Source organism: Streptomyces olivaceus, assembly GCF_000721235.1.
In the GTDB taxonomy this organism is placed as follows: Bacteria; Actinomycetota; Actinomycetes; order Streptomycetales; family Streptomycetaceae; genus Streptomyces; species Streptomyces olivaceus.
In genome coordinates this window covers 115,308-138,699 of sequence record NZ_JOFH01000002.1, presented here as the reverse complement: position 1 = coordinate 138,699, position 23,392 = coordinate 115,308, and the positions used below count along the sequence as shown (strand labels likewise).

At 71.1% G+C, this 23,392-nt stretch carries 21 protein-coding genes and 1 riboswitch; of the genes, 5 read left to right on the top strand and 16 right to left on the bottom strand.

Annotation, left to right across the window (positions count from 1 at the left end):
• The first annotated feature begins 32 nt into the window (after positions 1–32).
• Positions 33–1,466, top strand: a complete 1,434-nt coding sequence (locus tag IG94_RS43290; RefSeq protein ID WP_224326158.1) for a glycosyltransferase 87 family protein — start codon at positions 33–35, stop codon at positions 1,464–1,466.
• Here the strand turns inward: IG94_RS43290 and IG94_RS0103540 are convergent.
• From IG94_RS0103540 to IG94_RS0103520, 5 genes are all read right to left on the bottom strand, one after another.
• Positions 1,423–2,616, bottom strand: a complete 1,194-nt coding sequence (locus IG94_RS0103540; RefSeq protein WP_031030828.1) for a hypothetical protein — start codon at positions 2,614–2,616, stop codon at positions 1,423–1,425. The genes IG94_RS43290 and IG94_RS0103540 overlap by 44 nt on opposite strands.
• 119 nt (positions 2,617–2,735) lie before the next feature.
• Positions 2,736–3,752 (bottom strand): C40 family peptidase, encoded by a 1,017-nt coding sequence (locus IG94_RS0103535; RefSeq protein ID WP_031030825.1) that lies wholly within the window; start codon positions 3,750–3,752, stop codon positions 2,736–2,738.
• A 287-nt stretch (positions 3,753–4,039) separates the two neighbouring features.
• Complete coding sequence (locus IG94_RS0103530) at positions 4,040–5,083, bottom strand: C40 family peptidase (protein WP_031030823.1); 1,044 nt, start codon at positions 5,081–5,083, stop codon at positions 4,040–4,042.
• Positions 5,084–5,324: 241 nt separating this feature from the next.
• Positions 5,325–6,668: an NYN domain-containing protein gene (locus IG94_RS0103525; RefSeq protein ID WP_031030822.1), complete on the bottom strand. Its 1,344-nt coding sequence runs from the start codon at positions 6,666–6,668 to the stop codon at positions 5,325–5,327.
• 62 nt (positions 6,669–6,730) lie between these two features.
• Positions 6,731–6,970: a hypothetical protein gene (locus IG94_RS0103520; protein WP_031030820.1), complete on the bottom strand. Its 240-nt coding sequence runs from the start codon at positions 6,968–6,970 to the stop codon at positions 6,731–6,733.
• A 157-nt stretch (positions 6,971–7,127) separates the two neighbouring features.
• Here IG94_RS0103520 and IG94_RS0103515 point away from each other — a divergent pair, with 157 nt between their 5' ends.
• Entirely contained in the window at positions 7,128–7,898 is a 771-nt protein-coding gene (locus IG94_RS0103515; protein ID WP_031030818.1) for a rhomboid family intramembrane serine protease, read from the top strand.
• The gene (locus IG94_RS0103510) at positions 7,895–8,176 is read left to right on the top strand and encodes an Lrp/AsnC family transcriptional regulator (protein WP_031030815.1); all 282 of its coding nucleotides are present in this window, start codon (positions 7,895–7,897) and stop codon (positions 8,174–8,176) included. The genes IG94_RS0103515 and IG94_RS0103510 overlap by 4 nt, the downstream gene beginning before the upstream one ends.
• A 162-nt stretch (positions 8,177–8,338) precedes the next feature.
• Here the strand turns inward: IG94_RS0103510 and IG94_RS0103505 are convergent, their stop codons facing one another.
• The 6 genes from IG94_RS0103505 to ctaE form a co-directional block, all read right to left on the bottom strand.
• The gene (locus IG94_RS0103505; protein WP_031030812.1) at positions 8,339–9,730 is read right to left on the bottom strand and encodes an aminotransferase class V-fold PLP-dependent enzyme; all 1,392 of its coding nucleotides are present in this window, start codon (positions 9,728–9,730) and stop codon (positions 8,339–8,341) included.
• Between the two features lie 147 nt (positions 9,731–9,877).
• A riboswitch (SAM riboswitch) is annotated at positions 9,878–9,994 on the bottom strand.
• A gap of 91 nt (positions 9,995–10,085) precedes the next feature.
• A complete protein-coding gene (gene trpD, locus IG94_RS0103500; protein WP_031030809.1) occupies positions 10,086–11,150 on the bottom strand; it encodes an anthranilate phosphoribosyltransferase in 1,065 nt (354 codons plus the stop codon).
• A gap of 133 nt (positions 11,151–11,283) precedes the next feature.
• A complete protein-coding gene (gene qcrB, locus IG94_RS0103495; RefSeq protein WP_031030807.1) occupies positions 11,284–12,921 on the bottom strand; it encodes a cytochrome bc1 complex cytochrome b subunit in 1,638 nt (545 codons plus the stop codon).
• Positions 12,918–13,976 (bottom strand): cytochrome bc1 complex Rieske iron-sulfur subunit, encoded by a 1,059-nt coding sequence (gene qcrA / locus IG94_RS0103490; protein ID WP_031030804.1) that lies wholly within the window; start codon positions 13,974–13,976, stop codon positions 12,918–12,920. Before qcrA ends, qcrB begins: the two co-directional genes overlap by 4 nt.
• Positions 13,973–14,782 (bottom strand): cytochrome bc1 complex diheme cytochrome c subunit, encoded by an 810-nt coding sequence (gene qcrC, locus IG94_RS0103485; RefSeq protein WP_031030801.1) that lies wholly within the window; start codon positions 14,780–14,782, stop codon positions 13,973–13,975. The genes qcrA and qcrC overlap by 4 nt, the downstream gene beginning before the upstream one ends.
• Positions 14,783–14,847: 65 nt before the next feature.
• Complete coding sequence (gene ctaE / locus IG94_RS0103480; RefSeq protein WP_031030798.1) at positions 14,848–15,468, bottom strand: aa3-type cytochrome oxidase subunit III; 621 nt, start codon at positions 15,466–15,468, stop codon at positions 14,848–14,850.
• Positions 15,469–15,681: 213 nt separating this feature from the next.
• On the opposite strand from ctaE, the gene IG94_RS0103475 reads away from it, so the two are divergent.
• Positions 15,682–16,083, top strand: coding sequence for a response regulator (locus IG94_RS0103475; protein ID WP_031030795.1), 402 nt, complete (start codon positions 15,682–15,684; stop codon positions 16,081–16,083).
• A gap of 32 nt (positions 16,084–16,115) precedes the next feature.
• Here IG94_RS0103475 and IG94_RS0103470 read toward each other — a convergent pair whose 3' ends face one another.
• From IG94_RS0103470 to ctaC, 4 genes are all read right to left on the bottom strand, one after another.
• Positions 16,116–17,390: a L,D-transpeptidase gene (locus tag IG94_RS0103470; RefSeq protein WP_031030793.1), complete on the bottom strand. Its 1,275-nt coding sequence runs from the start codon at positions 17,388–17,390 to the stop codon at positions 16,116–16,118.
• 130 nt (positions 17,391–17,520) lie between these two features.
• Positions 17,521–17,919 carry a cytochrome c oxidase subunit 4 gene (locus tag IG94_RS0103465; RefSeq protein ID WP_031030789.1) on the bottom strand — a complete coding sequence of 133 codons (399 nt, stop codon included), beginning with the start codon at positions 17,917–17,919 and terminating at the stop codon, positions 17,521–17,523.
• On the bottom strand, positions 17,916–19,652 hold the full coding sequence (ctaD, locus tag IG94_RS0103460; RefSeq protein WP_031030787.1) for an aa3-type cytochrome oxidase subunit I: 1,737 nt from the start codon (positions 19,650–19,652) through the stop codon (positions 17,916–17,918). Before ctaD ends, IG94_RS0103465 begins: the two co-directional genes overlap by 4 nt.
• Entirely contained in the window at positions 19,649–20,641 is a 993-nt protein-coding gene (gene ctaC / locus IG94_RS0103455) for an aa3-type cytochrome oxidase subunit II (RefSeq protein ID WP_031030784.1), read from the bottom strand. Before ctaC ends, ctaD begins: the two co-directional genes overlap by 4 nt.
• 300 nt (positions 20,642–20,941) lie before the next feature.
• Here ctaC and IG94_RS0103450 point away from each other — a divergent pair, with 300 nt between their 5' ends.
• The gene (locus IG94_RS0103450) at positions 20,942–22,399 is read left to right on the top strand and encodes a cysteine desulfurase/sulfurtransferase TusA family protein (protein WP_031030781.1); all 1,458 of its coding nucleotides are present in this window, start codon (positions 20,942–20,944) and stop codon (positions 22,397–22,399) included.
• Between the two features lie 16 nt (positions 22,400–22,415).
• Here the strand turns inward: IG94_RS0103450 and IG94_RS0103445 are convergent, their stop codons facing one another.
• Positions 22,416–23,390 carry a carbohydrate kinase family protein gene (locus IG94_RS0103445; protein ID WP_031030778.1) on the bottom strand — a complete coding sequence of 325 codons (975 nt, stop codon included), beginning with the start codon at positions 23,388–23,390 and terminating at the stop codon, positions 22,416–22,418.
• Positions 23,391–23,392 lie beyond the last annotated feature (2 nt).

Genomic DNA, 23,392 nt, shown 5'->3' with positions numbered 1-23,392 from the left:
ACGGGAAGACGGGCGCACGGGCGGGAGTACGCGTGGTGGCGAGGAGCGCTGGGCGGTCGCCGGTGTGGCTCGTGGCGGTCTGGGGTGCCACGCGGCTGCTGCTGTTGCTCTTCGTACTGAAGGTGCTGGTCTTCCCCGGTCCGGACGTCACGAGCGACGTGTCCGTGATCTACCGGGACTGGTACGAGGTCCTGCGCACCGGAGCGTTTCCGTCCGACGACGTCACCTGGCAGTACCCGCCGGCCGCGGCCTTCGCGATCCTCTCCCCCGCGCTGCTGCCCTTCCTGGCGTACGCGACGGCCTTCTTCGTCCTGGTCTGTGCCGTGGACGCGGCCGTCCTGGCCCTGCTGTGGCGCGCGGGCCGCGGGTCCGGGCGCTCGCCGCGCGGGGCGTGGGTGTGGGTGGTGGGCGTGCCGCTGCTCGGGCCGACGGTGTACGCCCGCTACGACCTGATGGTCACGGCCGTGGCGGTGGCCGCACTGCTCGCCGCGGGCCGGCATCCGCGGGTGGCGGGGGCGCTGGCGGCGGTCGGGGCGCTGCTGAAGGTCTGGCCGGCGCTGGTGCTGGTCGGGATGGGCGGGCGGCGGCCGTGGGTGGCCGCCGCGGTGGGCGGGGCTGGGCTGGCCGGACTGTTCGCCGTGACGATGCCGGGGGCGTTCGCGTTCCTGACGTTCCAGCGCGAGCGCGGCGTGGAGGTGGAGTCGCTGGGGGCGCTGGTCTTCCATGTGGCCCGGCACTTCGGCTGGGAGGGCGGGGTGCTGCTGAACTACGGGTCGATGGAGTTCCTGGGCCCGCACGTGGACACGGTGAGCACCGTCTCGATGGGGCTGAGCGCGGCGGCGTTCGGCTGGCTGCTGCTCTGGCGGGTGAGGGCCGCGCGGTCACCGGGGCCCCGGTCGCCGAGGTCGCGGTCACCGGAGCCGCAGCCCCAGCCGTCGCAGCCGTCGCAGCCGCAGCCGCAGCCGCAGCCGCAGCCGCCGGAATCGTCGGAGTCGCGCCCGCCGGAGTCGCGGCCGCCGGGTTCGCGGTCATCGCGCTCGCCGTCGTCGCGCTCCCGGTTCGCGGCGCACACGGCGGCGGACGCGGCCTTCGTGGCGGTACTGCTGTTCACGGTCACGAGCCGGGTGATCAGCCCGCAGTACCTGGTGTGGCTGGTGGGCCTGGCGGCCGTCTGCCGGTGCTTCCGGGCGAGCCGGATGCGGGTCCCGGTGGCCCTGGTGCTGGCGGCGAGCCTGGTGACGGTGCTGGAGTTCCCGTTCCTGTTCGCCGACGTCGTGGCGAGCACGCCCCTCGGGATCGCGCTCCTGGCCGTGCGCAACAGCCTGCTGGTGGCCGCCGCTCTCGTCGGTGCCCGTGCCCTGTGGCGCGACACGGTGCGACGCGGGTCCGCCGGTGGCCGGCCCGGGGCGTCCGGGCCGGGGATCAGCCGAGCTCCGTCCGCAGATAGTCCTGCCACTGCCGGGTGAACTCCTCCGGCGTCGTCCCCAGCACCTCGTCCATCGCCTCCTCGACCGCTCCCGCCCGCTCGTCGTGGGCGCCCACGGCGCGGTAGAAGGCGTTCAGCCGGTCCTCGCCCCACTGGGCGGCGATCATGCGGCAGGCCAGCCAGCCGCTCTCGTAGGCCCGGGCCAGCTCGTCGGCGTCGGCGGTGAAGCCGAAGTCGTCGTCCGTCGGCAGCCGGCCGGGGACGCCGCCGTCCAGGACCGCCCGGGTCAGCTCAGGTGCGGACTGGGCCGGGCCGCGTGCGGTGTCGCGGTAGCCGACCCAGTCGGCGTAGCCCTCGGAGAGCCACAGCGGGGTGGCGGAGGTGGTGTCGGCTCGGGTGGCGACGTGGGTGGTCTCGTGGGTGAGCACGACCTGCTTGCCGAGGTCGCCGAGGAGCCCGTAGGCGTCCGGGTTGACGATGACCCGGTCCGCCGGGGCGTGCTCCCTACCGCCGGTCTCCCCGGTGGTGACGGCGGCGATGCCCCGGTAGGAGGAGGCGGGCGAGCCGAGCAGTCCGGCCATGCCCTCGACGGACCGCGGGACGACCACGACGACCCGGCGGGCCCAGGCGCCGTCCCAGGCGTCGGAGACCGCGGGCACCGCCCGGTCGGCGAGACCGGCGTAGCCGCGCAGGGCGGCGGTGGACTGGCCGACGCCGAGCACCAGGCTGCGCGCCCCCCGCACCACCTCGACGGCGCCCTGGTCCCAGGGCTGCTGGCCGGACTTCTCGGCGGGCCGCTCGGAGTCGACGGACCACTGTCCGCCGGTGCCGTCCCGGCTGAGCCGCAGCGTGCGCGCGGTGGCGACGGCGCCCCGGTCGTAGCCCTCGACGCGGTACCGCAGCTCGACCTCGGCGGTGGCGGAGTCGCCGGCGCGGTCCACCTCGCTCACCCGGTAGGACCAGTCGGCCACCGGTATCGCGCTCAGGTTGCCGAAGCCGGTCCCGGTGCCGGTGCGCGCGTAGGCGGCGGCGTCGTGGGCGAGGACGGCCGCGGCACGCCGGTCGAGCAGCCGCTGCACGTCGGCGCGGACCGGGTCGGCGCCGGGCCGGCCGCCGCAGGCCACCAGCGCGACGAGCAGCAGGCACAGCGCCACCACCGAGGAACCCGACACCCGCCTTCGACCGGCCACCTTCCCGATCGTACGGGCGCGGGGCCGCGAGGGTCAGGGGGCGGCGTACGGGCGCGGGGCCCGGACCGGCGCGGAATGCGCCGTCACGAGCCCACTGGCGTCCGTCTCCCCCGCCCCGGTCAGACCCGGTTGATCGAGGAGATCGGCATCATGCCGACCGGGTCGTAGCGCACCGGTGCGCCGGGGCGCGGTGCGTGGATGACCTGGCCGTTCCCGGCGTACATGCCGATGTGGCTGGCGTCGTCCCGGTAGGCCACGAGGTCGCCGGGGCGCGCCTCGGCCAGGGACACCCGCCGTCCGGTGCCGGACTGCGCCTGCGAGGTGCGCGGCAGGCCGACCCCGGCCTGGGCGTACGACCACTGGGTCAGGCCCGAGCAGTCGAAGCCGGAGGGGCCGTTGGCGCCCCAGATGTACGGCTTGCCGAGGGCCGAGCGGGCGGCGGCGAGGGCGGCCGCGGCACGGCCGGAGGCGGGGGCGCCGGCGCCGGTGAGGGCGGTCAGGTCCGCGCGGCCGGAGCGGGAGGCGCGGGCGCGGTCGGCGCGGTCCTCGTCCGGCAGGGCGTCGAGCAGCTTGCGGGCCTTGGCGAGCTTGCCCTCCACGGTCTTCTTGTGGGCGGCGACGGCCTTGCGGCCCTTCTCCAGCTCGGCGAGCTTGCGGGCGGCCTCGGCGCGGTCCTGGGAGAGGTCGCGCACGGCCTGCTGGAGCTCCCTCAACTCCCCCGCCTGCCGGGTGGTGACGCGGTCGAGCACCGAGGCGCGGTCGAGGTAGTCGTCCGGGTCCGCGGAGAGCAGCAGGGCCAGCGCCGGGTCGATGCCGCCGGAGCGGTACTGGGCGCCGGCCAGCGAACCGAGCGCGTCCCGCATGGTGTTGACGCGCTGCTGCTGCCGGGCGATGGAGTCCTGCGCGGCGCCGACCTCCTTGCGCAGCGCGTCGGTGCGCGCGTCGGCCTTGTTGTAGGCCTCGGTCGCCCGCTCCGCCTCGGTGTAGAGGCGGTCCACCTCCGCCCGCCGGTCCTCGTGCGGGGCGGCGGTGGCCGGTACGGCGCCCAGGACTGCGGCGGCGACGGAGAGCAGGCCGACGGCGGCGGTGGAGCCGCGGTCGAACCCGGACGGTGCTAGGCGGCGATGGGACCCCACGGGAAGCCGCACTCCTTCCGCTGGCGGACGGGAAACGCGGCAGACAGTAACCCGCTGCGGGGCACCGGCCAACGACCTTCGCCGCCGCGCGCAACCCGGCGTCCCGCCGCCGACGCAGGTCACGGGCGGGGCGGGGGGTCAGAAGACGACGGCGCGATTCGCCCGAACGGGCGGTACGGAAGGGCGACTTCCGATGAGCGGGCGTGCGCGGGGCGCGGGGCCCCGGGTCAGAGCCGTACGCCTTGCGTCAGACCCGCACTCCGGACGTCAGAGCCGTACGCCGGACGTCAGACCCGGACGCCGAACATGAACGGGCCGCCGATGGTGCTCATCGACTCGTAGCGCACGACCGTGCCGGTGCGCGGCGCGTGCAGGACCTGGCCGTTGCCCGCGTAGAGGCCGACGTGGTGCAGGTCGTTGAAGAAGAAGACGAGGTCGCCGACCTGGAGGTCGCCCATCGACGAGATGCGGGTGCCCGCGCCGGTCTGGGCCTCGGAGGTGCGCGGGATGCCGACGCCGGCCTGGGCGTACGCCCACGAGGTCAGGCCCGAGCAGTCGAACGAGGACGGACCCGTGGCACCGTAGACGTACGGCGTGCCGATCTTGCTCTGGGCGGCGGCGAAGGCGGCGGCGGCGCGGCCGGAGGCGGGCGTGCCGGAGCCGCCGAGCCCCGCGCGCTCGCCGGCGCGGGTGGCGCGCTGCGTTTCTTCCTTCTTCAGGGCCGCCCGCTCCTGTGCGGTGAGCGTGTTGAGCAGCTTCTGCGCCTCGGAGAGCTTGCCCTGGACCTGCTTCTTCTTGTTGCCCAGTTCGGTGCGGGTGGCGGAGAGGTCCTTGAGCTTCTCGGACGCCTCGGAGCGCTGCTGGGAGAGTTCGCGCTGCTTCTCCTGGATCTTCTTCAGGGCCTCGACCTGCTGACCGCTCAACTGGTCGAGGGTGGAGGCCTTGTCCAGGTAGTCGTCCGGGTCGGCGGAGAGGAAGAGCTGGAGGGAGGGGTCGATGCCGCCGGAGCGGTACTGGGCGCTGGCCATCGAACCGAGGCCGTCGCGCAGCGCGTTGAGGTCCTCCTGGCCGCGGGCGACGTTGTCCTGGATCGTGGAGACCTCCTTCTGGAGCTTCTCCTGCTTCTCCTTGGCGCCGTTGTACTTCTCGGTGGCCTGCTCGGCCTCCTCGTAGAGCTTGTCGACCTTGGCCTTGACCTCGTCCTTGCTGGGCTTCTCGCTCGGGGCGGCGTTGGCGGCCTGGGAGCTGAGAGCGACTGCGGCGGCGGCAGCGGTGGTGAGCACGGTCACGCGCGTGCGGCTCGGCTGCTTGGGACGACGGTGGGACGCCACGGAGACGAGCTCCTTCTTGAGAGGGATCACCCGCTCGCGGGTTCGAAGGGTGACAGTAGTGACCCGGTCGTGATCAGTTCAAACCCTCCACGGAAAAAACCGCGTTGCACAGTGCGTTCTTTACCACAACTCACCTGCAGTGACGCTCACCTGACGCTACGTTGCGTGATGGATCCGTCAATTCCGGCATAGGGTGCCTACGTTGCGGTTGGTGCGGATGTGGTGAGTAGCGGGACAGCGGCTAGGAGACGCGCTTCAGGAGCACCACCGACGCCACCGGGCGTGCGCCCGCGCGCGCCACGCCGTCGGCCACCTCGCGGTCGGTGGAGACGACGATGACCGGACGGCCCGGCGGTTCGGCCCGCACCAGCTGGCGGATCAGCTCGTCGGCGGTCACCCCGGGCTTGGAGAACAGCACCCGCACGCCGCGCGGCGGCGCGAGCAGTACGGGCGCCGCCAGTTCGGCGCCGTCGAAGACGCAGGTGGTCTCGGCGCCGGTCTGTGCGGCGAGCTGGGAGAGCTGGCCGAGCAGCCGCAGCCGCTGCTTCTCCAGCGGCATCTGCGGATAGCCGGTCTTGGTGACGTTGTAGCCGTCGACGACCAGGTGGGCCTGGGGCAGCGCGAGCAACTGGTCCAGGACGGCCGGGTCGTGCTCGGACAGGGCGCGGTTGGCGATGTCCTTCGGCGTCATCCGGCCGGGCTCGACCGCGTCCACGGTCTCGGCGGGCCGCGCGGACACCGGGGGCAGCGCCAGTTCCCGGCGCAGTCCCTGGGTGGCGTCGAGGAGGGTGTCCAGGAGCAGCCGTACGCGCATGTCCTCGACGCTGCGCCCCTCGCGGGCGGCCTTGCGGGTGGCCTCCAGGGCCGCCTCCGCCTCGCCGAGCCGGGCCTTGAGCCGCCGGGTCTCGCTCTCGGCGGCGGACACCTGGGTCTGCCCCTCGGCGCGGACGGTGTCCATCTCGGCCTGGACCTTGCGCAGCGCCGCCTCGCCGCGCTTGACGTCGCTGAGCGCCGAGCGCAGCTTGCGGTGCAGCGCCTCGGTCTCCCGCCTGGCGGCGTCCAGTTCGGTGCGCAGCCGCTCGGTCTCGGCTCTGGTGTGCTCGCGGGCCCGCGCCAGCTCCTCGTGCAGCCGCTCCAGCTCCGCGCGGCTCTCGTCGTCGGCGCGCTCGGCGTCCGCGCGCTGCGCCTCCTCGCCGGCGGCGGTGACGAGCTTCACCCAGCCGTGCGGACGCAGCACGTAGGCCGCGGCGGCCACGTCGAGCGGGTCGGCGGCGGGCGGCGGGGAGCCGGCGTCCAGGGCGCCGGCCAGCTCCGGCTGGGCGTCGCGGAGCTTGTCGCCGATGCGCCCGCGGAAGAGCGGGTCGGTCTCCACGGCCGCGGCCATGGCGTTGCCGGCGAACTTGACCCGACGGCTCGGAGTGAATCTGGCGTACTGCCGCAGCTGCGCGGGCAGCTCGCCGAGCGTGAGCGAGCCGAAGCCGTCGGACACGATCTGCACGACCCTGCGGCGCACGCCGTCGGGCAGCGGGCGGTCGAGCACCTCAGCGGCGCCGTCGCCCGGCTCCCCGCCCTGTGTCTCCACCATCCGTCACCCCAATGTCTAGCGGCGTTCCCGGGCCGGGAACGCCTGGTGCGGGGCCGCTCCGCTCAGGAGGCGGCACCCGGCCTGTCCACGAGTTCCACCTGGTCCACGGCGTTGCACCAGCGGCACCGCACCGACTCGATGGTCTCACTGAGCACCTCGCGCTCCTCGACCTTGGGCTCGCCGGCCAGATCGAGGTGCACGTACTCGACGACCTTCGAGGCCCGGGTCACGTCGAAGCGGGTGAGGTTGCCGCAGAGGGTGCAGCGCCACCGCGTCGTGTCGGTCGGCAGGGGAACCGTCATCGTGGCTGTTCGCTCTCTTCCGGTGTCGGTGCCGCGCCGGGCCGCCCCCGGTGCGTGTGGCTCGTAACCCTACGGCCTGGCGGGTACCCGACGCCCGCGTGTCCACGGCGGCGGGGCACTATGGGCATGAGCGCCCGTTGCGTCATGCTTTGTACTCATGATCCACAACTGGAGCACGGCGGCACGCGGCAGGCTCGGAACGCTCCGGAGGTCCGCCGGACCCCGCGCCCCGCGCGGCCCGGCGGCGCCGGTGACGTACACGCTGATCACGCTCTGCTGTCTGTTGTTCCTGATCAGCCCGGCGGCCGGGCTCAATCCGGCGTACGGCACCGGGGAGGAGCTGCTCGCCGCGCAGCGCGCCCACTTCCACCGCTGGGGCGTGATCCCCGCAGAACTGTTCGAGGATTCCCCCGGGTCCGCCCTCACCCCGGCCACGGCGCTGTTCGTCCACGGCAGCTGGGTGCACCTGCTGGGCAACATGCTCTTCCTGTACGTCTTCGGCGCGATGACCGAGGAACGGATGGGCCGGCTCCAGTTCGCCCTCTTCTACCTGGGCTGCGGCTACCTGGCGCTGGTCGGCTACGCGGGTGCCAACGCCCACTCGCAGGAGTCCCTGGTCGGCGCCTCGGGGGCGATCTCCGCGGTCCTGGGCGCGTTCCTCTTCCTCTTCCCGCACGCGCGCGTCACCAGTCTGCTGCCCTTCCTCTTCTTCCTGCCGCTGCGCTTCCCGGCGTGGCTCGTGCTGCCCTTCTGGGCGGCCCTGCAGTGGATGGCCGCGGGCCGGGCCGGCGACGGGCCGGGCGTGGCCTACCTCGCGCATCTGGTGGGCTTCGGCCTGGGCTTCGTCTTCGCCTGGGTGCGGTTCGGGCGTACGACTAGAGTTGAGAGCGTTCCAGTGGCGGCACCCGAGGGAGAGAACCAGCCGTGATCAGCGCGATCGTCCTCATCAAGACCAGCGTGGACCGGATCCCCGAGATCGCGGAGCAGATCGCCGCGCTGGAGAACGTCAGCGAGGTCTTCTCCGTCACCGGCACCTACGACCTGATCGCGATGGTGCGGGTGACCCGGCACGAGGACCTGGCCGAGGTCATTCCCGGCCGGATCAGCAAGATCCCGGGGGTGGAGGGCACGGACACCCACGTGGCGTTCCGCACCTACTCCCAGCACGACCTGGAGGAGGCGTTCGCCATCGGGCTCGACAACTGAGCCCGTGCGCCGGCGCGGACGAAGCCCGAACCGGCGCCCGGCGACCAGGTGGTGACGCGGCCGCCGGTGACCGACGGCCCCGCGGATGGTCCTGCTGGGCTCCCGGCCGCCGGGCGCGGCGACCGGGACGGCTCGGGCGCCTGCGGCGCGGGCGTCGGCGGCTCAGGCCGCGGTGCCGGACGCCGACACGGACGCGGACGCCGTGTCGGGCACGCAGCGCCCGTCCTCGGTCCGGTAGTTCCAGCGGGCGCCCTCCCTCACCAGCTCCCTGACCGCGCCCACGAACCGCTCGACGTGCTCGTCCGGCGTGCCCGCGCCGAAGCTCACGCGGACGGCGTTGAGGGACTTCTCCCCCGGCGCCGCCTCCGGCGCACCGCACTCGCCCTGCGTCTGCGGGTCGCTGCCGAGCAGGGTGCGCAGCAGCGGGTGGGCGCAGAAGAGGCCGTCGCGCACGCCGATGCCGTACTCGGCGGAGAGGGCGGCGGCGAAGTGGGAGCTGTTCCAGCCGTCGACGACGAAGGAGAGCACCCCGACGCGGGGCGCGTCGTCGCCGAAGAGGGACAGGACGCGCACCTCGGGCACGTCGGCGAGTCCCTCGCGCACCGTGCGGATCAGGTGCTGCTCGCGGGCGACCAGCGTGTCGAAGCCGGCCTCGGTGAGCGCCTTGCAGGCGGCGGCGACGGCATAGGCGCCGATGACGTTGGGCGACCCGGCCTCGTGCCGGGCGGCGCCGTCGTGCCACCGGACGTCCACGCCGCCGTCGGCGCGCCGGGTGACGCTGCGGCTGGCGCCGCCGCCGGCGAGGTACGGCTCGGCCTCGCGCAGCCAGTCGGCACGTCCGGCGAGCACGCCGGAGCCGAAGGGCGCGTACAGCTTGTGTCCGGAGAAGGCGACCCAGTCGACGTCCAGGTCGGTCACCGAGAGCGGGTGGTGCGGGGCGAGCTGGGCGGCGTCCAGCACGATCCGGGCGCCGTGTGCGTGTGCGGCGGCGGCCAGTTCACGCACCGGCCACAGCTCGCCGGTGACGTTGGAGGCACCGGTGACACAGACCAGGGCGGGGCCGTGCGGCGCGCGGGCGGCGAGGGCGCGCTCCAGTGTCCCGACGGCGTCGGCCGGGGTGCGGGGGGCGTCGAGGAAGGTCACGTCCGCGTCGCGCCAGGGCAGCAGCGAGGCGTGGTGCTCGGTCTCGAAGACGAAGACCCGGCAGCCGGCGGGCAGCGCGCCGGCCAGCAGGTTGAGGGAGTCGGTGGTGGACCGGGTGAAGACCACCTGGTCGTCGTCCCGGCAGCCGAGGAAGCCGGCGACGGTCGTGCGGGCGTTCTCGAACAGGTCGGTCGACAGCTGCGACAGGTACCCGGCCCCGCGGTGCACGCTGCCGTAGTACGGGGCGTAGGCGGCCACGTCGTCCCAGACCCGCTGGAGCGCGGGCGCGCTGGCGGCGTAGTCGAGCGCGGCGTAGGTGACCTCCCCGCCGGTCACGAGGGGAACGGTGACGTCCCGGCCGAGGACGGGCAGCGGGGCGGCGACACAGGCGGCAGGCGTGGGTACGGACATGGCGGACTCCCGTGAGGAACCAGCGCGGCGCGGCGCACTGTGAAAAGAAGAAAGGGTGTGTGCGGAGGCGGGGCTCTGCGGCCCTATCGCATTCGCTGGTTCACGGAAGACTCCCTCGGACGACCCAGGACCCCTGGTTCCGCGAGGGGTCCGCGCTTGCCGTGAACCCTGCTGTCCACGGCCTGGTCTTCACCCGGGGCACCCCGCCACGGACGGAGGGTTGCCGGACAGTCGGCCGGGGCCTCATGACTGTCACTCATGACCTGTCGGAAAACCTATGGGACGTGATCGGCGTCCCGCAACCCGTGTCCGGATCGCGGGACGCACATCACACACCCCGGGCGCCACGCACCGCTCAGGCGTTGCTGGCGGCCACCCAGCGGTCAAGGGCGCGCTTGGCGGCGCCCGAATCGATCGCCCGGGCGGCCCGGTCCATGCCGGCCCGCAGCCGCTCGGCCAGGGCTCCCTCGCCCGGCTCCAGGGCCACCAGGGCCGCCGCCGAGTTCAGCAGCACCGCGTCCCGCACCGGGCCCGTCTCGCCGGCCAGCAGACGGCGGGCGACGTCGGCGTTGTAGGAGGCGTCGGCGCCGCGCAGCGCCTCGACCGGTACCGGTTCGATGCCGACGTCCCGGGGGTCGAAGGCCTCCTCGGTGACCCGTCCGTCCCGCACGATCCAGACGCGGGAGGTGGACGTCGTGGTCAGCTCGTCGAGGCCGTCGTCGCCGCGGAAGACCAGGGACGAGTGGCCGCGCTCGGCGAAGACGCCGGCGATGATCGGCGCCATCCGGGCATCGGCTACCCCGATCGCCTGCGCCCGGACCCGGGCGGGGTTGGTCAGCGGGCCCAGGAAGTTGAACACCGTGCGGATGCCGAGCTGTCCGCGGGCCGCCGCCACGTGCCGCAGCGCCGGGTGGAACTTCACCGCGAAGCAGAAGGTGATGCCGGCCTCCTCGGCGACCTCCGTCACCCGCTTCGGCGTCAGCTCCAGATTGACCCCGAGCTTCGCCAGGACGTCGGAGGCCCCGGAAGCGGAGGAGGCGGCGCGGCTGCCGTGCTTGACGACCTTGGCTCCGGTGCCGGCCACGACGATCGCCGACATGGTGGAGATGTTGACCGTCTTGGCGCCGTCGCCGCCGGTGCCGACGATGTCGACGGTCTCCCCCGGCACCTCTATCACCTTGGCGTGGTCGTACATCGTGCGGACGAGGCCGGAGATCTCCTCGACGGTCTCGCCCTTGGACCTCAGGGCCACCGCGAACCCGGCGATCTGCGCGTCGGTCGCCTCGCCGCGCATGATCACGTCCAGCGCCCAGGCGGTGTCGTCGGCGGAGAGGTCTCGGCCGTCCAGCAGCCCGTTCAGCAGGGCGGGCCAGGAGCGGCCCGCCGCGGTGTCGCCGCCGGCGGGGGTCACAGCGCTCATCAGCCGCTCCTGCGTCGTGTGGGTCGTGGGAAAGGACGGTGCACCTCCACCCTATCCAGCCCGGGGCGCGGCGAAGGGCCCCGTCCGCGAACCGGACGGGGCCCTTCGACCGTGGTGTGGCGACGCTGGAGGGTCAGTGGTGGCCGTGGCCGCTCGTGATCTCCTTGTACTCCTCGACGGTCGGCTTCGGAATCTGCGACTCCTCGCCGTAGTACGCCTCGCTGAGCTTGGCGCGGAGCTTGTCGGTGCCCTTCGCCTTGCGCTCGACGCCGTTCTCGTCGACCGTCGGGCCGATCTCGGCCGGCTTGTACTGCTCGTGGGCCGTGAGCGTGTGCAGCTGCTCCTGGCTGAGCGGCTCGTGGACCTCGATGAACTCACCGTGCGGCAGGCGCTTGATGATGCCCGACTCCCGGCCGTGCAGCACCTTCTCCTTGTCCCGGCGCTGGAGGCCGAGGCAGATCCGCTTGGTGACGATGAACGCGATGACCGGTCCCGCGAAGAACCCGATCCGCACGAACCAGGTGACCGCGTTGATCGAGAGGTGGAAGTGCGTGGCGACGATGTCGTTGCCACCGCCGATCAGCATGACCATGTACGCGGTGACCCACGCGACGCCGAAGGCCGTACGGGTCGGCGCGTTGCGCGGCCGGTCCAGGATGTGGTGCTCGCGTTTGTCGCCGGTCACCCACGACTCGATGAACGGATAGAGGGCGATGAGCGCGAGGAAGATACCGAAGATCACCAGTGGGATGAACACACCCAGGACCAGTGTGTGGCCCCAGGCGTTGATCTCCCAGCCCGGCATCGCGCGGACCAGCCCCTCGGCGAAGCCCATGTACCAGTCCGGCTGGGCGCCGGTCGACACCTGGTCCGGACGGTAGGGGCCGATGGCCCAGATCGGGTTCACCGACACGAGGCCGGCGACCGCCGCGATGACGCCGAAGACCAGGAAGAAGAAGCCGCCCGCCTTCGCCATGTACACCGGCAGCAGCGGCATGCCGACGACGTTCTTGTTGGTCTTGCCGGGGCCCGCGAACTGCGTGTGCTTGTGGTAGAAGACCAGGATCAGGTGGCCGACCACGAGCCCGAGCATGATGCCCGGCAGCAGCAGGATGTGGATCGAGTAGAACCGGGCGACGAAGTCGGTCCCGGGGAACTCCCCGCCGAACAGGAACATCGAGATGTACGTGCCGACGACCGGCATGGACAGGATCGCGCCCTGGGTGAAGCGGACACCGGTGCCGGAGAGCAGGTCGTCCGGGAGCGAGTAACCGGTGAAGCCGGTGAACATGCCGAGGACGAACAGCAGGAAGCCGAACAGCCAGTTGATCTCACGCGGCTTGCGGAACGCGCCGGTGAAGAAGACGCGCATCATGTGCACGAACATGCCGGCGAGGAAGATGATCGCCGCCCAGTGGTGGATCTGCCGGATCAGCAGACCGCCGCGCACGTCGAAGCTGATGTCGAGCGTCGACTTGTACGCCTCACTCATCAGCTGTCCCTGCATGGGGACGTACGAGCCGTGGTACGTGACCTCGTTCATCGACGGGTGGAAGAACAGCGTCAGGTACACACCCGTGAGGATGATGATGATGAAGCTGTACAGGCAGATCTCACCCAGCATGAACGACCAGTGGTCGGGGAAGATCTTGCGCATGTTGGCCTTGGCCAGGGAGTAGATCCCCAGCCGGCCGTCGGCCCAGTCGGCGACGCGTTCGCCGGCCGGTGCCTTCCCGCGCGAGCGGGGTGCGTCGTTGGCTGCAGTACTCATCCGCGCTCCCAGAATGCAGGACCGACGGGCTCCTCGAAGTCGCTGAGCGCCTCGAGATAGCCCTCGTCGTTCACACCGATGCGCAGCTGCGGCAGCGGGTGACCGGCGGGACCGAAGATGACCCGGGCGCCGTCGGCAAGGTCGAAGGTGGACTGGTGGCAGGGGCAGAGCGCGTGATGCGTCTGCTGCTCGTACAGGGAGATCGGGCAACCGACGTGGGTGCAGATCTTCGAGTACGCCACGATGCCCTCGTGCGACCACTCGAGCTCGCGCTTGTCCTTGATCGAGTCCGGCTCCAGCCGGATGATCATCAGGGCCGCCTTGGCGATCTCGTTCTGGAAGTCGTGGTCGTGCTCCTCCAGGCCCTCGGGCTTGGCGAAGGTGAGGGAACCGACCCCGATGTCCGACGGACGCATGGGCTCGTTCGTGTTCATGTTGACGAGCAGCTTGCCCTTGGACCACAGCGTGTGGCGGAGCTTGGTCCCGGGCAGCGGGCCGAGATCGCGCAGCAGGACGACGCCGGAGAGCGGCACCAGCGTGAGGGCGCCCAGCATCGTGTTGCGGATCAGCTTGCGCCGGCCGATCACCGACTCCTTGGCGCCCTGCTTGAAGTCCGCGTGGACCTTCGCACGGGTCTCGGTGTCGGCCTCGATCGCGTGGCGCTCGTCGGCGACCTCCTCGTCGGACATCAGGGTGCGCGCCCAGTGGACGGCGCCCGCGCCGATGGTGAACAGCGCCACGCCCAGGGTCAGACCCAGCGCGAAGTTCATCGCGTTGATGTGACCGAGCGGCCAGATGAAGATCGACTTGTCGTGCGGGATCGCGACGAACGAGGCGATGAAGCCGATGGTGGCCAGCATCGACACCGTGAACAGCAGGGCGACCGCGCGCTCGGACCGCTTGGCGGCCTGCTCGTCGATGTCCTGGATCCGGTGCTCGTGGGGCGGCAGACCGGGATCGGCGAACGGGTTCTCCTCGTCCGCGACCTTCACCGCGCCGTGCGGGGCGTCCTGCTCAGCGGGCAGGTTCTCTTCTGGAATGTCTTGGCTACTCATGACTTCTTGGCCTTTGCGGTCCGAGCGGCGACCCATACGGCGACGGCGATGCAGGCACCGAGACCGAAGATCCAGCCGAACAGGCCTTCGCTGACCGGCCCGAGGCCGCCGAGCGAGAGACCGCCCGGGTCCACGGTCTCGTCGCCGTTGACCGCGTCCAGGTAGGCGATGATGTCCTTCTTGTTCTGCTCCGACAGCGTGGTGTCGGGGAAGGAGGGCATGTTCTGCGGGCCGGTCTGCATGGCCTCGTAGATGTGCTTGGGGTCGACGTCCTCAAGGGTCGGCGCGTACTTGCCGTGCGTCAGGGCGCCGCCCTTGCCGGTGAAGTTGTGGCACTGCGCGCAGTTGGTACGGAAGAGCTCACCGCCCTTGGCGATGTCCGCGCCCTCCGGGCCGTACTTCTCCTCCGAGGGGACGGACGGGCCGGCGCCCAGCGAGGCGATGTAGGACGCGAGCTGGTCGATCTCCGCCTGGGAGTAGATGACCTTCTTCTTCGGGACCTGCGCGCCGGGCTGCTGGGCCGGCATGCGGCCGGTGCCCACCTGGAAGTCGACGGCCGCGGCGCCCACGCCGACCAGGCTCGGACCGTCGCTGGTGCCCTGACCTCCGGTGCCGTGGCAACTGGCACAGCCGACGGCGTAGAGCTTCTTGCCCTCGTCGATGGCGAGGGACTGGGCGGTTTCATCGGCCTGCGCCTTGCCCGCGGGTGCGAACGCGGCGTACAGCCCCCCTGTGCATGCCAGCGCGAGGAGTAGGACGACGAGCGCCGCCAGCGGATGGCGTCGTCGTGCGGAGAGCTTTTTCACGGATTACCCCGGTGTCAGGATCTTCTGCGTCGATGCTTCTGGTATTGCGCGGGTGCGTTCCGCGACTACTTGATCAGGTAGATCGTGGCGAACAGGCCGATCCAGACGACATCGACGAAGTGCCAGTAGTAGGACACGACGATGGCGGCGGTCGCCTGCTCGTGAGTGAACCTCCGGGCCGCGTAGGTGCGGCCCAGGACGAAGAGGAAGGCGATCAGTCCGCCCGTCACATGCAGTCCGTGGAAGCCGGTGGTCAGGTAGAACGCCGAGCCGTACGCGTCGGACGAGAGCGAGATGCCCTCGTGCTTGACCAGCTCGGTGTACTCGAAGACCTGACCGCCGATGAAGATCGCACCCATCACGAAGGTGACGATGAACCACATCCGGAGCTTCTTCACGTCACCGCGCTCGGCCGCGAACACGCCGAGCTGGCAGGTGAGGGAGGAGAGCACCAGGATCGTGGTGTTCGTCGCGGAGAACGGGATGTTCAGCGCTTCGGCCTTCTCGGACCAGAAGTCCGGGCCGGTCACCGATCGCAGGGTGAAGTACATCGCGAAGAGGGCCGCGAAGAACATCAGCTCGGAACTCAACCAGATGATGGTTCCGACGCTGGTGAGGTTCGGCCGGTTGACCGACGGGTGCGCGTGCCCGGTTTCTACTGTCGTTGCTGTCGCCACGACCGACATTATGTCGGTCGCTTATCCCGCCCTCACCCCGGGGGGTGCCGTTCGGAGTGTTCCCCCTGTCTGTACTGCCCGTATGGCCCATCGAACGGCCCGTCGAAGCAGCGTCCCGACCGGTGTTGACCAGGGGGACGAGGGAGTAGCATCCGGCCCAACGGGCTGGACAGTCTTCATCCCGGTCTTCACCGCGTATCTTCACCGCGTATCGGAGGAAGCATGCAGGCGACCGTCACGGTGCTGGTCTACAGCGACGACTCCAACACCCGCGAACAGGTGCGGCTCGCGACCGGCCGCAGGCCGGCTCCGGACGTGCCCGTGGTCGAGTTCGTGGAGTGCGCCACCCCGGCCGCCGTGCTCAAGGAGCTGGACAAGGGCGGCATCGACGCCTGTGTGCTGGACGGCGAGGCCGTGCCCATGGGGGGCATGGGCATGTGCCGCCAGATCAAGGACGAGGTCTTCCGGTGCCCGCCGGTACTGCTGCTCATCGCACGTCCGCAGGACGCGTGGCTGGCGACCTGGAGCCGGGCGGAGGCGGCGGTGACGCTGCCGGTGGAGCCGGTGGAGTTCGCGAACGCGCTCGCCGGGTTGCTGCGGCAGCGGAGGTTGCAGAGCGCCTGAGGGTCCGGTACGGCCCCGCGCCCTCCGGTGCCTCACACGACCGTCGGGCGCAGGCGGGCCGCGTTCTGGTCGCCGGTGGCAGCGCCCGAGCCGTTCGTCAGGGCGCTGCCCGTGCGCCATTTGGCCCAGTCCAGGTTCCAGTCGCCGAAGCCGTTGCCGAAGGGCTCCATGGTGTCGCCGCCGGAGTTGACGACCTCGACGAGGTCGCCCTCCTGGACGGCGTTGAAGAACCACTCCGCGTTGGAGGTGCTCATGCCGACGCAGCCGTGGCTGACGTTGGCGACGCCCTGGGAGCCGACGGACCAGGGGGCGGCGTGCACGTACTCGCCGCTCCAGGTCACCCGGGTGGCCCAGTGGACGGGCAGGTCGTAGGACTCCGAGGAGCCCTCGGCGATGCCGACGGTGGTGCTGCGCATGCGTACGAAGGATTCCTTGCCGAGGACGACCTTGACGCCGTCCCGGGTCTCGAAGCCGGGCTTGCCGGTGGTGACCGGGATCTGCCTGATCTCCTCGCCGTCCTGGTACACCGTGAGCGTGTGTGCGGCGGCGTCGGTGACGGCCACGACACGGTCGTCGGTCGTGATCTTCAAGGGCTTGGCCTTGCCGCCCCACATCCGGTCGCCGACCTTGATGCCTTCGAGGTTGCTGCGGACCTGGACGGTGGTGTGGGCGGGCCAGTACTCCTTGGGGCGGTAGTGGAGCTTCTTGTCGTCCACCCAGTGCCAGGCGCCCTCCACCGCGGGCGTGGACTCGACCTTCAGGGCGCGCTCCACTATGGCCCGCTGGGCCGCGTCCCGGACCGGCTGGCTCAGTTCCGCGGTGATGGGCTGTCCGACGCCGTACGCACCCGCCTTGGGCCCGAAGGCGACGTCCAGCGTCTTCTTGGCGCTGGGCCTGCCCGTGTCGAAGGTGAGCACCTTGCGGCCGGGCGCCCCGTCGCCGTCCTCGGTGCTGACCCGCACCGTGTAGCCGGCGTCGGCGGCCAGGGGCGAGGTGCTGTGCCAGCGGGTGCCGTCGGCGGACAGCTCGCCGGCGACGTAGCGGCCGTTCGCGTCCATGGCTGTGACGTCCGTGATGCGCCCGTCGGCGCCCTCGGCGACCACCTCCAGGGGTTTGTCCGGGTCGGCCTTCTTCCCGGCGTCTCCCGGGCCGTTGAAGGAGATCTGGCCGGCCGCGTCGTAGGGCGTGGCGGACAGCGGGTCGTTGTCGCCGCTGCAGGCGGTGACGCCCGCGCCGAGGGCCATCACCAGCAGGGTGCAGCCGACGACCGTACGCCCCCGCGCCTGGAAGTGAACCGTGTCGCTCATGACCTCACGCTAGGGAGCCGCGTCCATGACGGCACGGTGGGTAACCCGGACGAGTGAGAGGGCGTACGGCAGACGAAGGGGCCCGGACGCTCCTGACGGAGTGTCCGGGCCCCTTGGCGTACGGCGCGTGCTACTGGGTGCGGTTCTCACCGCGGTAGTACTCGAAGACCCAGCCGAACAGGCCGATCAGGAGGATCGGTGCCGAGAAGTACATGAGCCACCAGCCGACCGCGATGCCCAGGAAGGCGAGCGCGCCGCCGAAGCCGAGCGCCAGCGGCTGCCAGCTGTGCGGGCTGAAGAACCCGACCTCGCCGGCGTCGTCCGCGACGTCCGCCTCCTTGTTGTCCTGGGCCCCGGCGTCCACCCGCGCGGCCGTGAAGGCCAGGTAGAAGCCGATCATGATGGCCAGGCCGAAGGCCAGGAAGAGCGCCGTGGTGCCGGCCGGCTCCTTGGACCAGTAGCCGTAGACGATCGCGACGGCCAGGATGAAGACGCTCAACCAGATGAAGAGCTTGCCCTGGATCTTCACTTCCCGGCCTCCTTGCCGCCGGCGAGGGCCTTCTCACCGTGGCCGACGTTCTCCAGCTGGTCCATCGCGGAGATCTCGGGGTGGTGCAGGTCGAAGGCCGGGGATTCACTGCGGATGCGCGGCAGCGTGAGGAAGTTGTGCCGCGGCGGCGGGCAGGAGGTCGCCCACTCCAGCGAACGGCCGTAGCCCCACGGGTCGTCGACCTCGACCGGCTTGCCGTACTTGGCCGTCTTCCAGACGTTGTAGAAGAACGGCAGCATCGACATGCCGAGCAGGAACGAGCTGATCGTCGAGATCGTGTTCAGGGCGGTGAAGCCGTCGGCCGCCAGGTAGTCGGCGTACCGGCGCGGCATGCCCTCGGCGCCCAGCCAGTGCTGGACCAGGAACGTGCCGTGGAAGCCGACGAACAGCGTCCAGAAGGTGATCTTGCCCAGCCGCTCGTCAAGCAGCTTGCCGGTGAACTTCGGCCACCAGAAGTGGAAGCCGGCGAACATCGCGAACACCACGGTGCCGAAGACCACGTAGTGGAAGTGCGCCACCACGAAGTACGAGTCCGAGACGTGGAAGTCCAGCGGCGGCGAGGCCAGGATGACACCGGTCAGACCACCGAAGAGGAAGGTGATCAGGAAGCCGGTGGACCACAGCATCGGTGTCTCGAAGCTGAGTGATCCCTTCCACATGGTGCCGATCCAGTTGAAGAACTTCACACCGGTCGGGACCGCGATCAGGAAGGTCATGAACGAGAAGAACGGCAACAGCACGCCGCCCGTGACGTACATGTGGTGCGCCCACACCGTCACCGACAGACCCGCGATCGCGATCGTCGCCGCGATCAGACCCATGTAACCGAAGATCGGCTTGCGGGAGAAGACCGGGATGATCTCGGAGACGATGCCGAAGAACGGCAGCGCGATGATGTACACCTCTGGATGCCCGAAGAACCAGAACAGGTGCTGCCACAACAACGCCCCGCCGTTGGCCGAGTCGAAGATGTGGGCACCGAACTTCCGGTCCGCCTCCAGAGCGAACAGGGCCGCGGCCAGCACCGGGAAGGCCAGCAGGACCAGCACACCGGTCAGCAGCACGTTCCACGTGAAGATCGGCATGCGGAACATGGTCATGCCCGGCGCGCGCATGCAGATGATCGTGGTGATGAAGTTGACCGAGCCGAGGATGGTGCCGAAGCCGGAGAAGGCCAGACCCATGATCCACAGGTCACCGCCGATGCCCGGCGAGTGCACCGCGTCGGACAGCGGCGAGTAGGCGAACCAGCCGAAGTCGGCCGCGCCCTGCGGGGTCAGGAACCCGCCCACCGCGATCGTCGAGCCGAACAGGTACAGCCAGTAGGCGAACATGTTCAGCCGCGGGAACGCCACGTCGGGCGCGCCGATCTGCAGCGGCATGATCCAGTTCGCGAAGCCGGAGAACAGCGGCGTCGCGAACATCAGCAGCATGATCGTGCCGTGCATCGTGAACGCCTGGTTGAACTGCTCGTTCGACATGATCTGCAGACCCGGCCGGGCCAGCTCGGCGCGCATGAGCAGCGCCATCACGCCGCCGATCACGAAGAACGCGAACGACGTCACCAGATACAGCGTGCCGATCGTCTTGTGGTCCGTGGTCGTCAGCCACGAGATCACCACACTGCCGGGCTTCTTGCGCCGTACCGGCAGCTCGTTCTCGTACGAGTCCTCCGCTGCCGAGGCACCCTGGGGTTCGTTGAGGATGCTCACAGGTTGTTCGTCTCCCGGTTCTTCTCGTGGCTCGTCTGCGCGATGCCTGCGGGAACGTAACCGGTCTGCCCCTTCTTCACGAGGTCCTGGAGGTGCTGCTCGTAGCGCTCCGGGGAGACGACCTTCACGTTGAACAGCATCCGGGAGTGGTCCACGCCGCACAGCTCGGCGCACTTGCCGAGGAAGGTGCCCTCCTTGTTGGGGGTCACCTCGAAGGCGTTGGTGTGGCCCGGGATGACGTCCTGCTTCATGAGGAACGGCACCACCCAGAAGGAGTGGATGACGTCGCGCGAGGTCAGGACGAAGCGGACCGTCTTGCCCTTGGGGAGCCAGAGGGTCGGGCCGGGGTTGCCGGTCTGCGGGTTCTCCGTGCCGGGGGTACCGCAGTCGTAGGTACCGCCGGCGTTCGCCGGGAAGTCCTTGGTGAACCGGTCCGGGATGTTGGACAGTTCCTTGGAGGTCTTGGCGTCACCGGAGGAACCGGGCACGTCCTCGACGTAGTTGAAGCACCAGCTCCACTGGAAGCCGACCACGTTGACCGTGACGTCGGGCTCCTTCTTGAGGCTCATGATCTCGGACTCGTCACGCGCGGTGAAGTAGAACAGCACCGAGACGATGACGAGCGGGACCATGGTGTACAGGGCCTCGATGGGCAGGTTGTACCTGGTCTGCGGAGGGACCTCGACCTTGGTGCGGCTGCGCCGGTGGAAGAAGACACTCCACAGGATCAGACCCCACACCAGCACGCCGGTGGCCAGCGCCGCGGCCCAGGAGCCCTGCCACAGGGAGAGGATCCGGGGAGCCTCTTCCGTGGTCGGGGTGGGCATGCCGAGGCGGGGGAAGTCCTCGTATGTGCAACCAGTGGCGGTCGCCAGGACCAGGCCCGCGGTCAGTGCCTGCAGCAGCTTCCGCCGCATCGGGCGCCGTGGCGTGGGGGTACCGCCCGCGCCGCCCGCGGCGTGGGGGAGGTCGGAGCCGTTGGGACTCACGTAGCGCCTTCCCGAGAGTCTCGCCCGCGCTGTTCGGCTGCGGCCTTCTCGCTGGTCGGTCGCCGCCCTGCGTCGGGCAGGGTTTGATGTTTATGCGGACCAAACCCTAGCCGACGCCCTCCGGGGGGTCGCGGGGAGGGTGGCATACGCGCCGGGGGTCACTCTGAAAGGGGTGGGACAGGGGCGCCCACGGGCCGGGAGGTGCGGTTTCGTTGGCGGCTGACGGTTCGTTGCGGCTTGTCGCGCCGTTCCCCGCGCCCCTTCGGAACGTTTCCCTGCCGGACGTCATAGCGTGGGCCCGTGGTCTACTTCGACGCCGCTTCCGCCGCTCCTCTTCATCCCGTTGCCCGGCAGGCCCTGTTGGCCTCGCTCGACGAGGGGTGGGCGGATCCGGCCCGGCTGTACCGGGAGGGGCGGCGGGCGCGGATGCTGCTCGACGCCGCCCGGGAGGCCGCGGCCGAGGCCGTGGGGTGCCGTCCGGACGAGTTGGTGTTCACCCCTTCGGGCACGCGGGCCGTGCATGCGGGGATGGCGGGGGCGCTGGCCGGGCGGCGACGCGTCGGGGGTCACCTGATCGTGTCAGCGGTCGAACACTCCTCCGTACTGCACGCGGCCGAGGCGCACGAGGCCGCCGGCGGGAGCCTCACCCGCGTCCCGGTGGACCGGGCGGGCGCGGTGGATCCGGCGGCGTACGCGGCGGCCCTCGGCGAGGACACCGCGCTGGCCTGCCTGCAGTCGGCCAACCACGAGGTGGGCACCGAGCAGCCGGTGGCCCGGGTGGCGGAGGTCTGCCGGGCGGCGGGCGTGCCGCTGCTGGTCGACGCGGCCCAGTCGCTGGGCTGGGGGCCGGTCGAGGGCGACTGGTCGCTGCTCGCGGGCAGCGCCCACAAGTGGGGCGGCCCCTCGGGGGTGGGGCTGCTGGTCGTGCGCAAGGGGGTCCGGTTCGCGCCGCAAGGGCCCGGGGACGAGCGGGAGTCGGGACGGGCGCCCGGGTTCGAGAACCTCCCGGCCGTCGTGGCCGCGGCGGCGTCCCTGCGGGCGGTGCGGGCCGAGGCGGCGGCGGAGGCGGGCCGGCTGCGGGAGCTGACGGAGCGGATCCGGGCCCGGGTGCCGCTTGTGGTGCCGGACGCGGAGGTGGTGGGCGATCCGGAGCACCGGCTGCCCGGGGTCGTCACCTTCTCGTGTCTCTATGTCGATGGGGAGACTCTGCTGCACGAGCTGGACCGTGCCGGTTTCTCCGTCTCCTCCGGGTCGTCCTGCACGAGCAGCACGCTGACGCCGAGCCATGTCCTGAAGGCGATGGGGGTGCTGAGCGAGGGCAACGTCCGGGTGTCCCTGCCGCCGGGGACCCCGGCCGAGGACGTGGAGCGGTTCCTGGAGGTGCTGCCGGGCACGGTGGCCGCGGTGCGGGAGCGGCTGGGGGCGCCGACGGGGACAGGGCCCGGCCGGGAGGAGGGGGGCCGGGAAGAAGGGGCCCGGGAGGAGAGGCCCCGGGAAGAGGGGGTCTCGGAGGAGAGGGCGCCGGAGGCGCGGGCCGGTCTCGTCGTGGACGCGATCGGCCGCCGCTGCCCGATCCCGGTGATCGAACTGGCCAAGGTCATCGGCGACGTCCCCGTCGGCGGCACGGTCCGCGTCCTGGCCGACGACGAGGCGGCCCGCCTGGACATCCCGGCGTGGTGCGAGATGCGCGGCCAGGAGTACGCGGGCGAGGAGCCGGCGGAGACGGGGACGGCCTACCTGGTCCGCCGGATCAGGTAGGCCGCCGGGGCCGGGCTCAGCCCAGGTGCGTCTTGACCTCGGCCGCGGCCTCGTCGCCGTACGCCTTGGTGAAGCGCTCCATGAAGTGGCCCCGGCGCAGCTGGTACTCCTGGGTGCCGACGGTCTCGATGACCAGCGTGGCGAGCATGCAGCCGACCTGCGCCGCGCGCTCCAGCGGCACGCCCCAGGCGAGTCCCGACAGGAAGCCCGCGCGGAAGGCGTCGCCGACGCCCGTGGGGTCGGCCTTGCGCTCCTCGTCGGGGACGCCGACCTCAATGGTCTCCTCGCCGGTCCGCTCGATGCGCACGCCCCGCGCGCCGAGGGTGGTGACGCGGTGGCCGACGCGGCCGAGGATCTCGGCGTCGCTCCAGCCGGTCTTGGTCTCGATGAGCCCCTTCTCGTACTCGTTGGAGAAGAGGTAGGTCGCCCCGTCCAGCAGTATCCGGATCTCGTCGCCGTTCATCCGGGCGATCTGCTGCGAGAAGTCGGCGGCGAACGGGATGGACCGCGTACGGCACTCCTCGGTGTGCCGGAGCATCCCCTCCGGGTCGTCGGCGCCGATGGAGACCAGGTCGAGGCCGCCCACGCGGTCGGCGACGGTCTTCAGCTCGATGAGGCGGGCCTCGCTCATGGCGCCGGTGTAGAAGGAGCCGATCTGGTTGTGGTCGGCGTCGGTGGTGCAGACGAAGCGGGCGGTGTGCAGGGTCTCGGAGATGCGGACCGAGCCGGTGTCGACGCCGTGCCGGTCCAGCCAGGCCCGGTACTCGTCGAAGTCCGCGCCGGCCGCGCCGACCAGGATCGGGCGGGTGCCGAGCTGGCCCATGCCGAAGGCGATGTTCGCGGCGACGCCGCCCCGGCGTACGTCGAGCTGGTCGACCAGGAAGGAGAGCGAGACCGTGTGCAGCTGGTCCGCAACGAGCTGGTCGGAGAAGCGGCCGGGGAAGGTCATGAGGTGGTCGGTGGCGATGGAGCCGGTGACTGCGATGCGCACGA

Excerpts from the sequence above, each read along its gene's own strand:
- IG94_RS0103525 (WP_031030822.1), bottom strand. The coding sequence starts at position 6,668 with ATGGTGGAGACACAGGGCGGGGAGCCGGGCGACGGCGCCGCTGAGGTG.
- IG94_RS0103520 (WP_031030820.1), bottom strand. The coding sequence starts at position 6,970 with ATGACGGTTCCCCTGCCGACCGACACGACGCGGTGGCGCTGCACCCTC.
- IG94_RS0103515 (WP_031030818.1), top strand. The coding sequence starts at position 7,128 with ATGATCCACAACTGGAGCACGGCGGCACGCGGCAGGCTCGGAACGCTC.
- IG94_RS0103505 (WP_031030812.1), bottom strand. The coding sequence starts at position 9,730 with ATGTCCGTACCCACGCCTGCCGCCTGTGTCGCCGCCCCGCTGCCCGTC.
- trpD (WP_031030809.1), bottom strand. The coding sequence starts at position 11,150 with ATGAGCGCTGTGACCCCCGCCGGCGGCGACACCGCGGCGGGCCGCTCC.
- qcrB (WP_031030807.1), bottom strand. The coding sequence starts at position 12,921 with ATGAGTACTGCAGCCAACGACGCACCCCGCTCGCGCGGGAAGGCACCG.
- qcrA (WP_031030804.1), bottom strand. The coding sequence starts at position 13,976 with ATGAGTAGCCAAGACATTCCAGAAGAGAACCTGCCCGCTGAGCAGGAC.
- ctaE (WP_031030798.1), bottom strand. The coding sequence starts at position 15,468 with ATGTCGGTCGTGGCGACAGCAACGACAGTAGAAACCGGGCACGCGCAC.
- IG94_RS0103475 (WP_031030795.1), top strand. The coding sequence starts at position 15,682 with ATGCAGGCGACCGTCACGGTGCTGGTCTACAGCGACGACTCCAACACC.
- IG94_RS0103470 (WP_031030793.1), bottom strand. The coding sequence starts at position 17,390 with ATGAGCGACACGGTTCACTTCCAGGCGCGGGGGCGTACGGTCGTCGGC.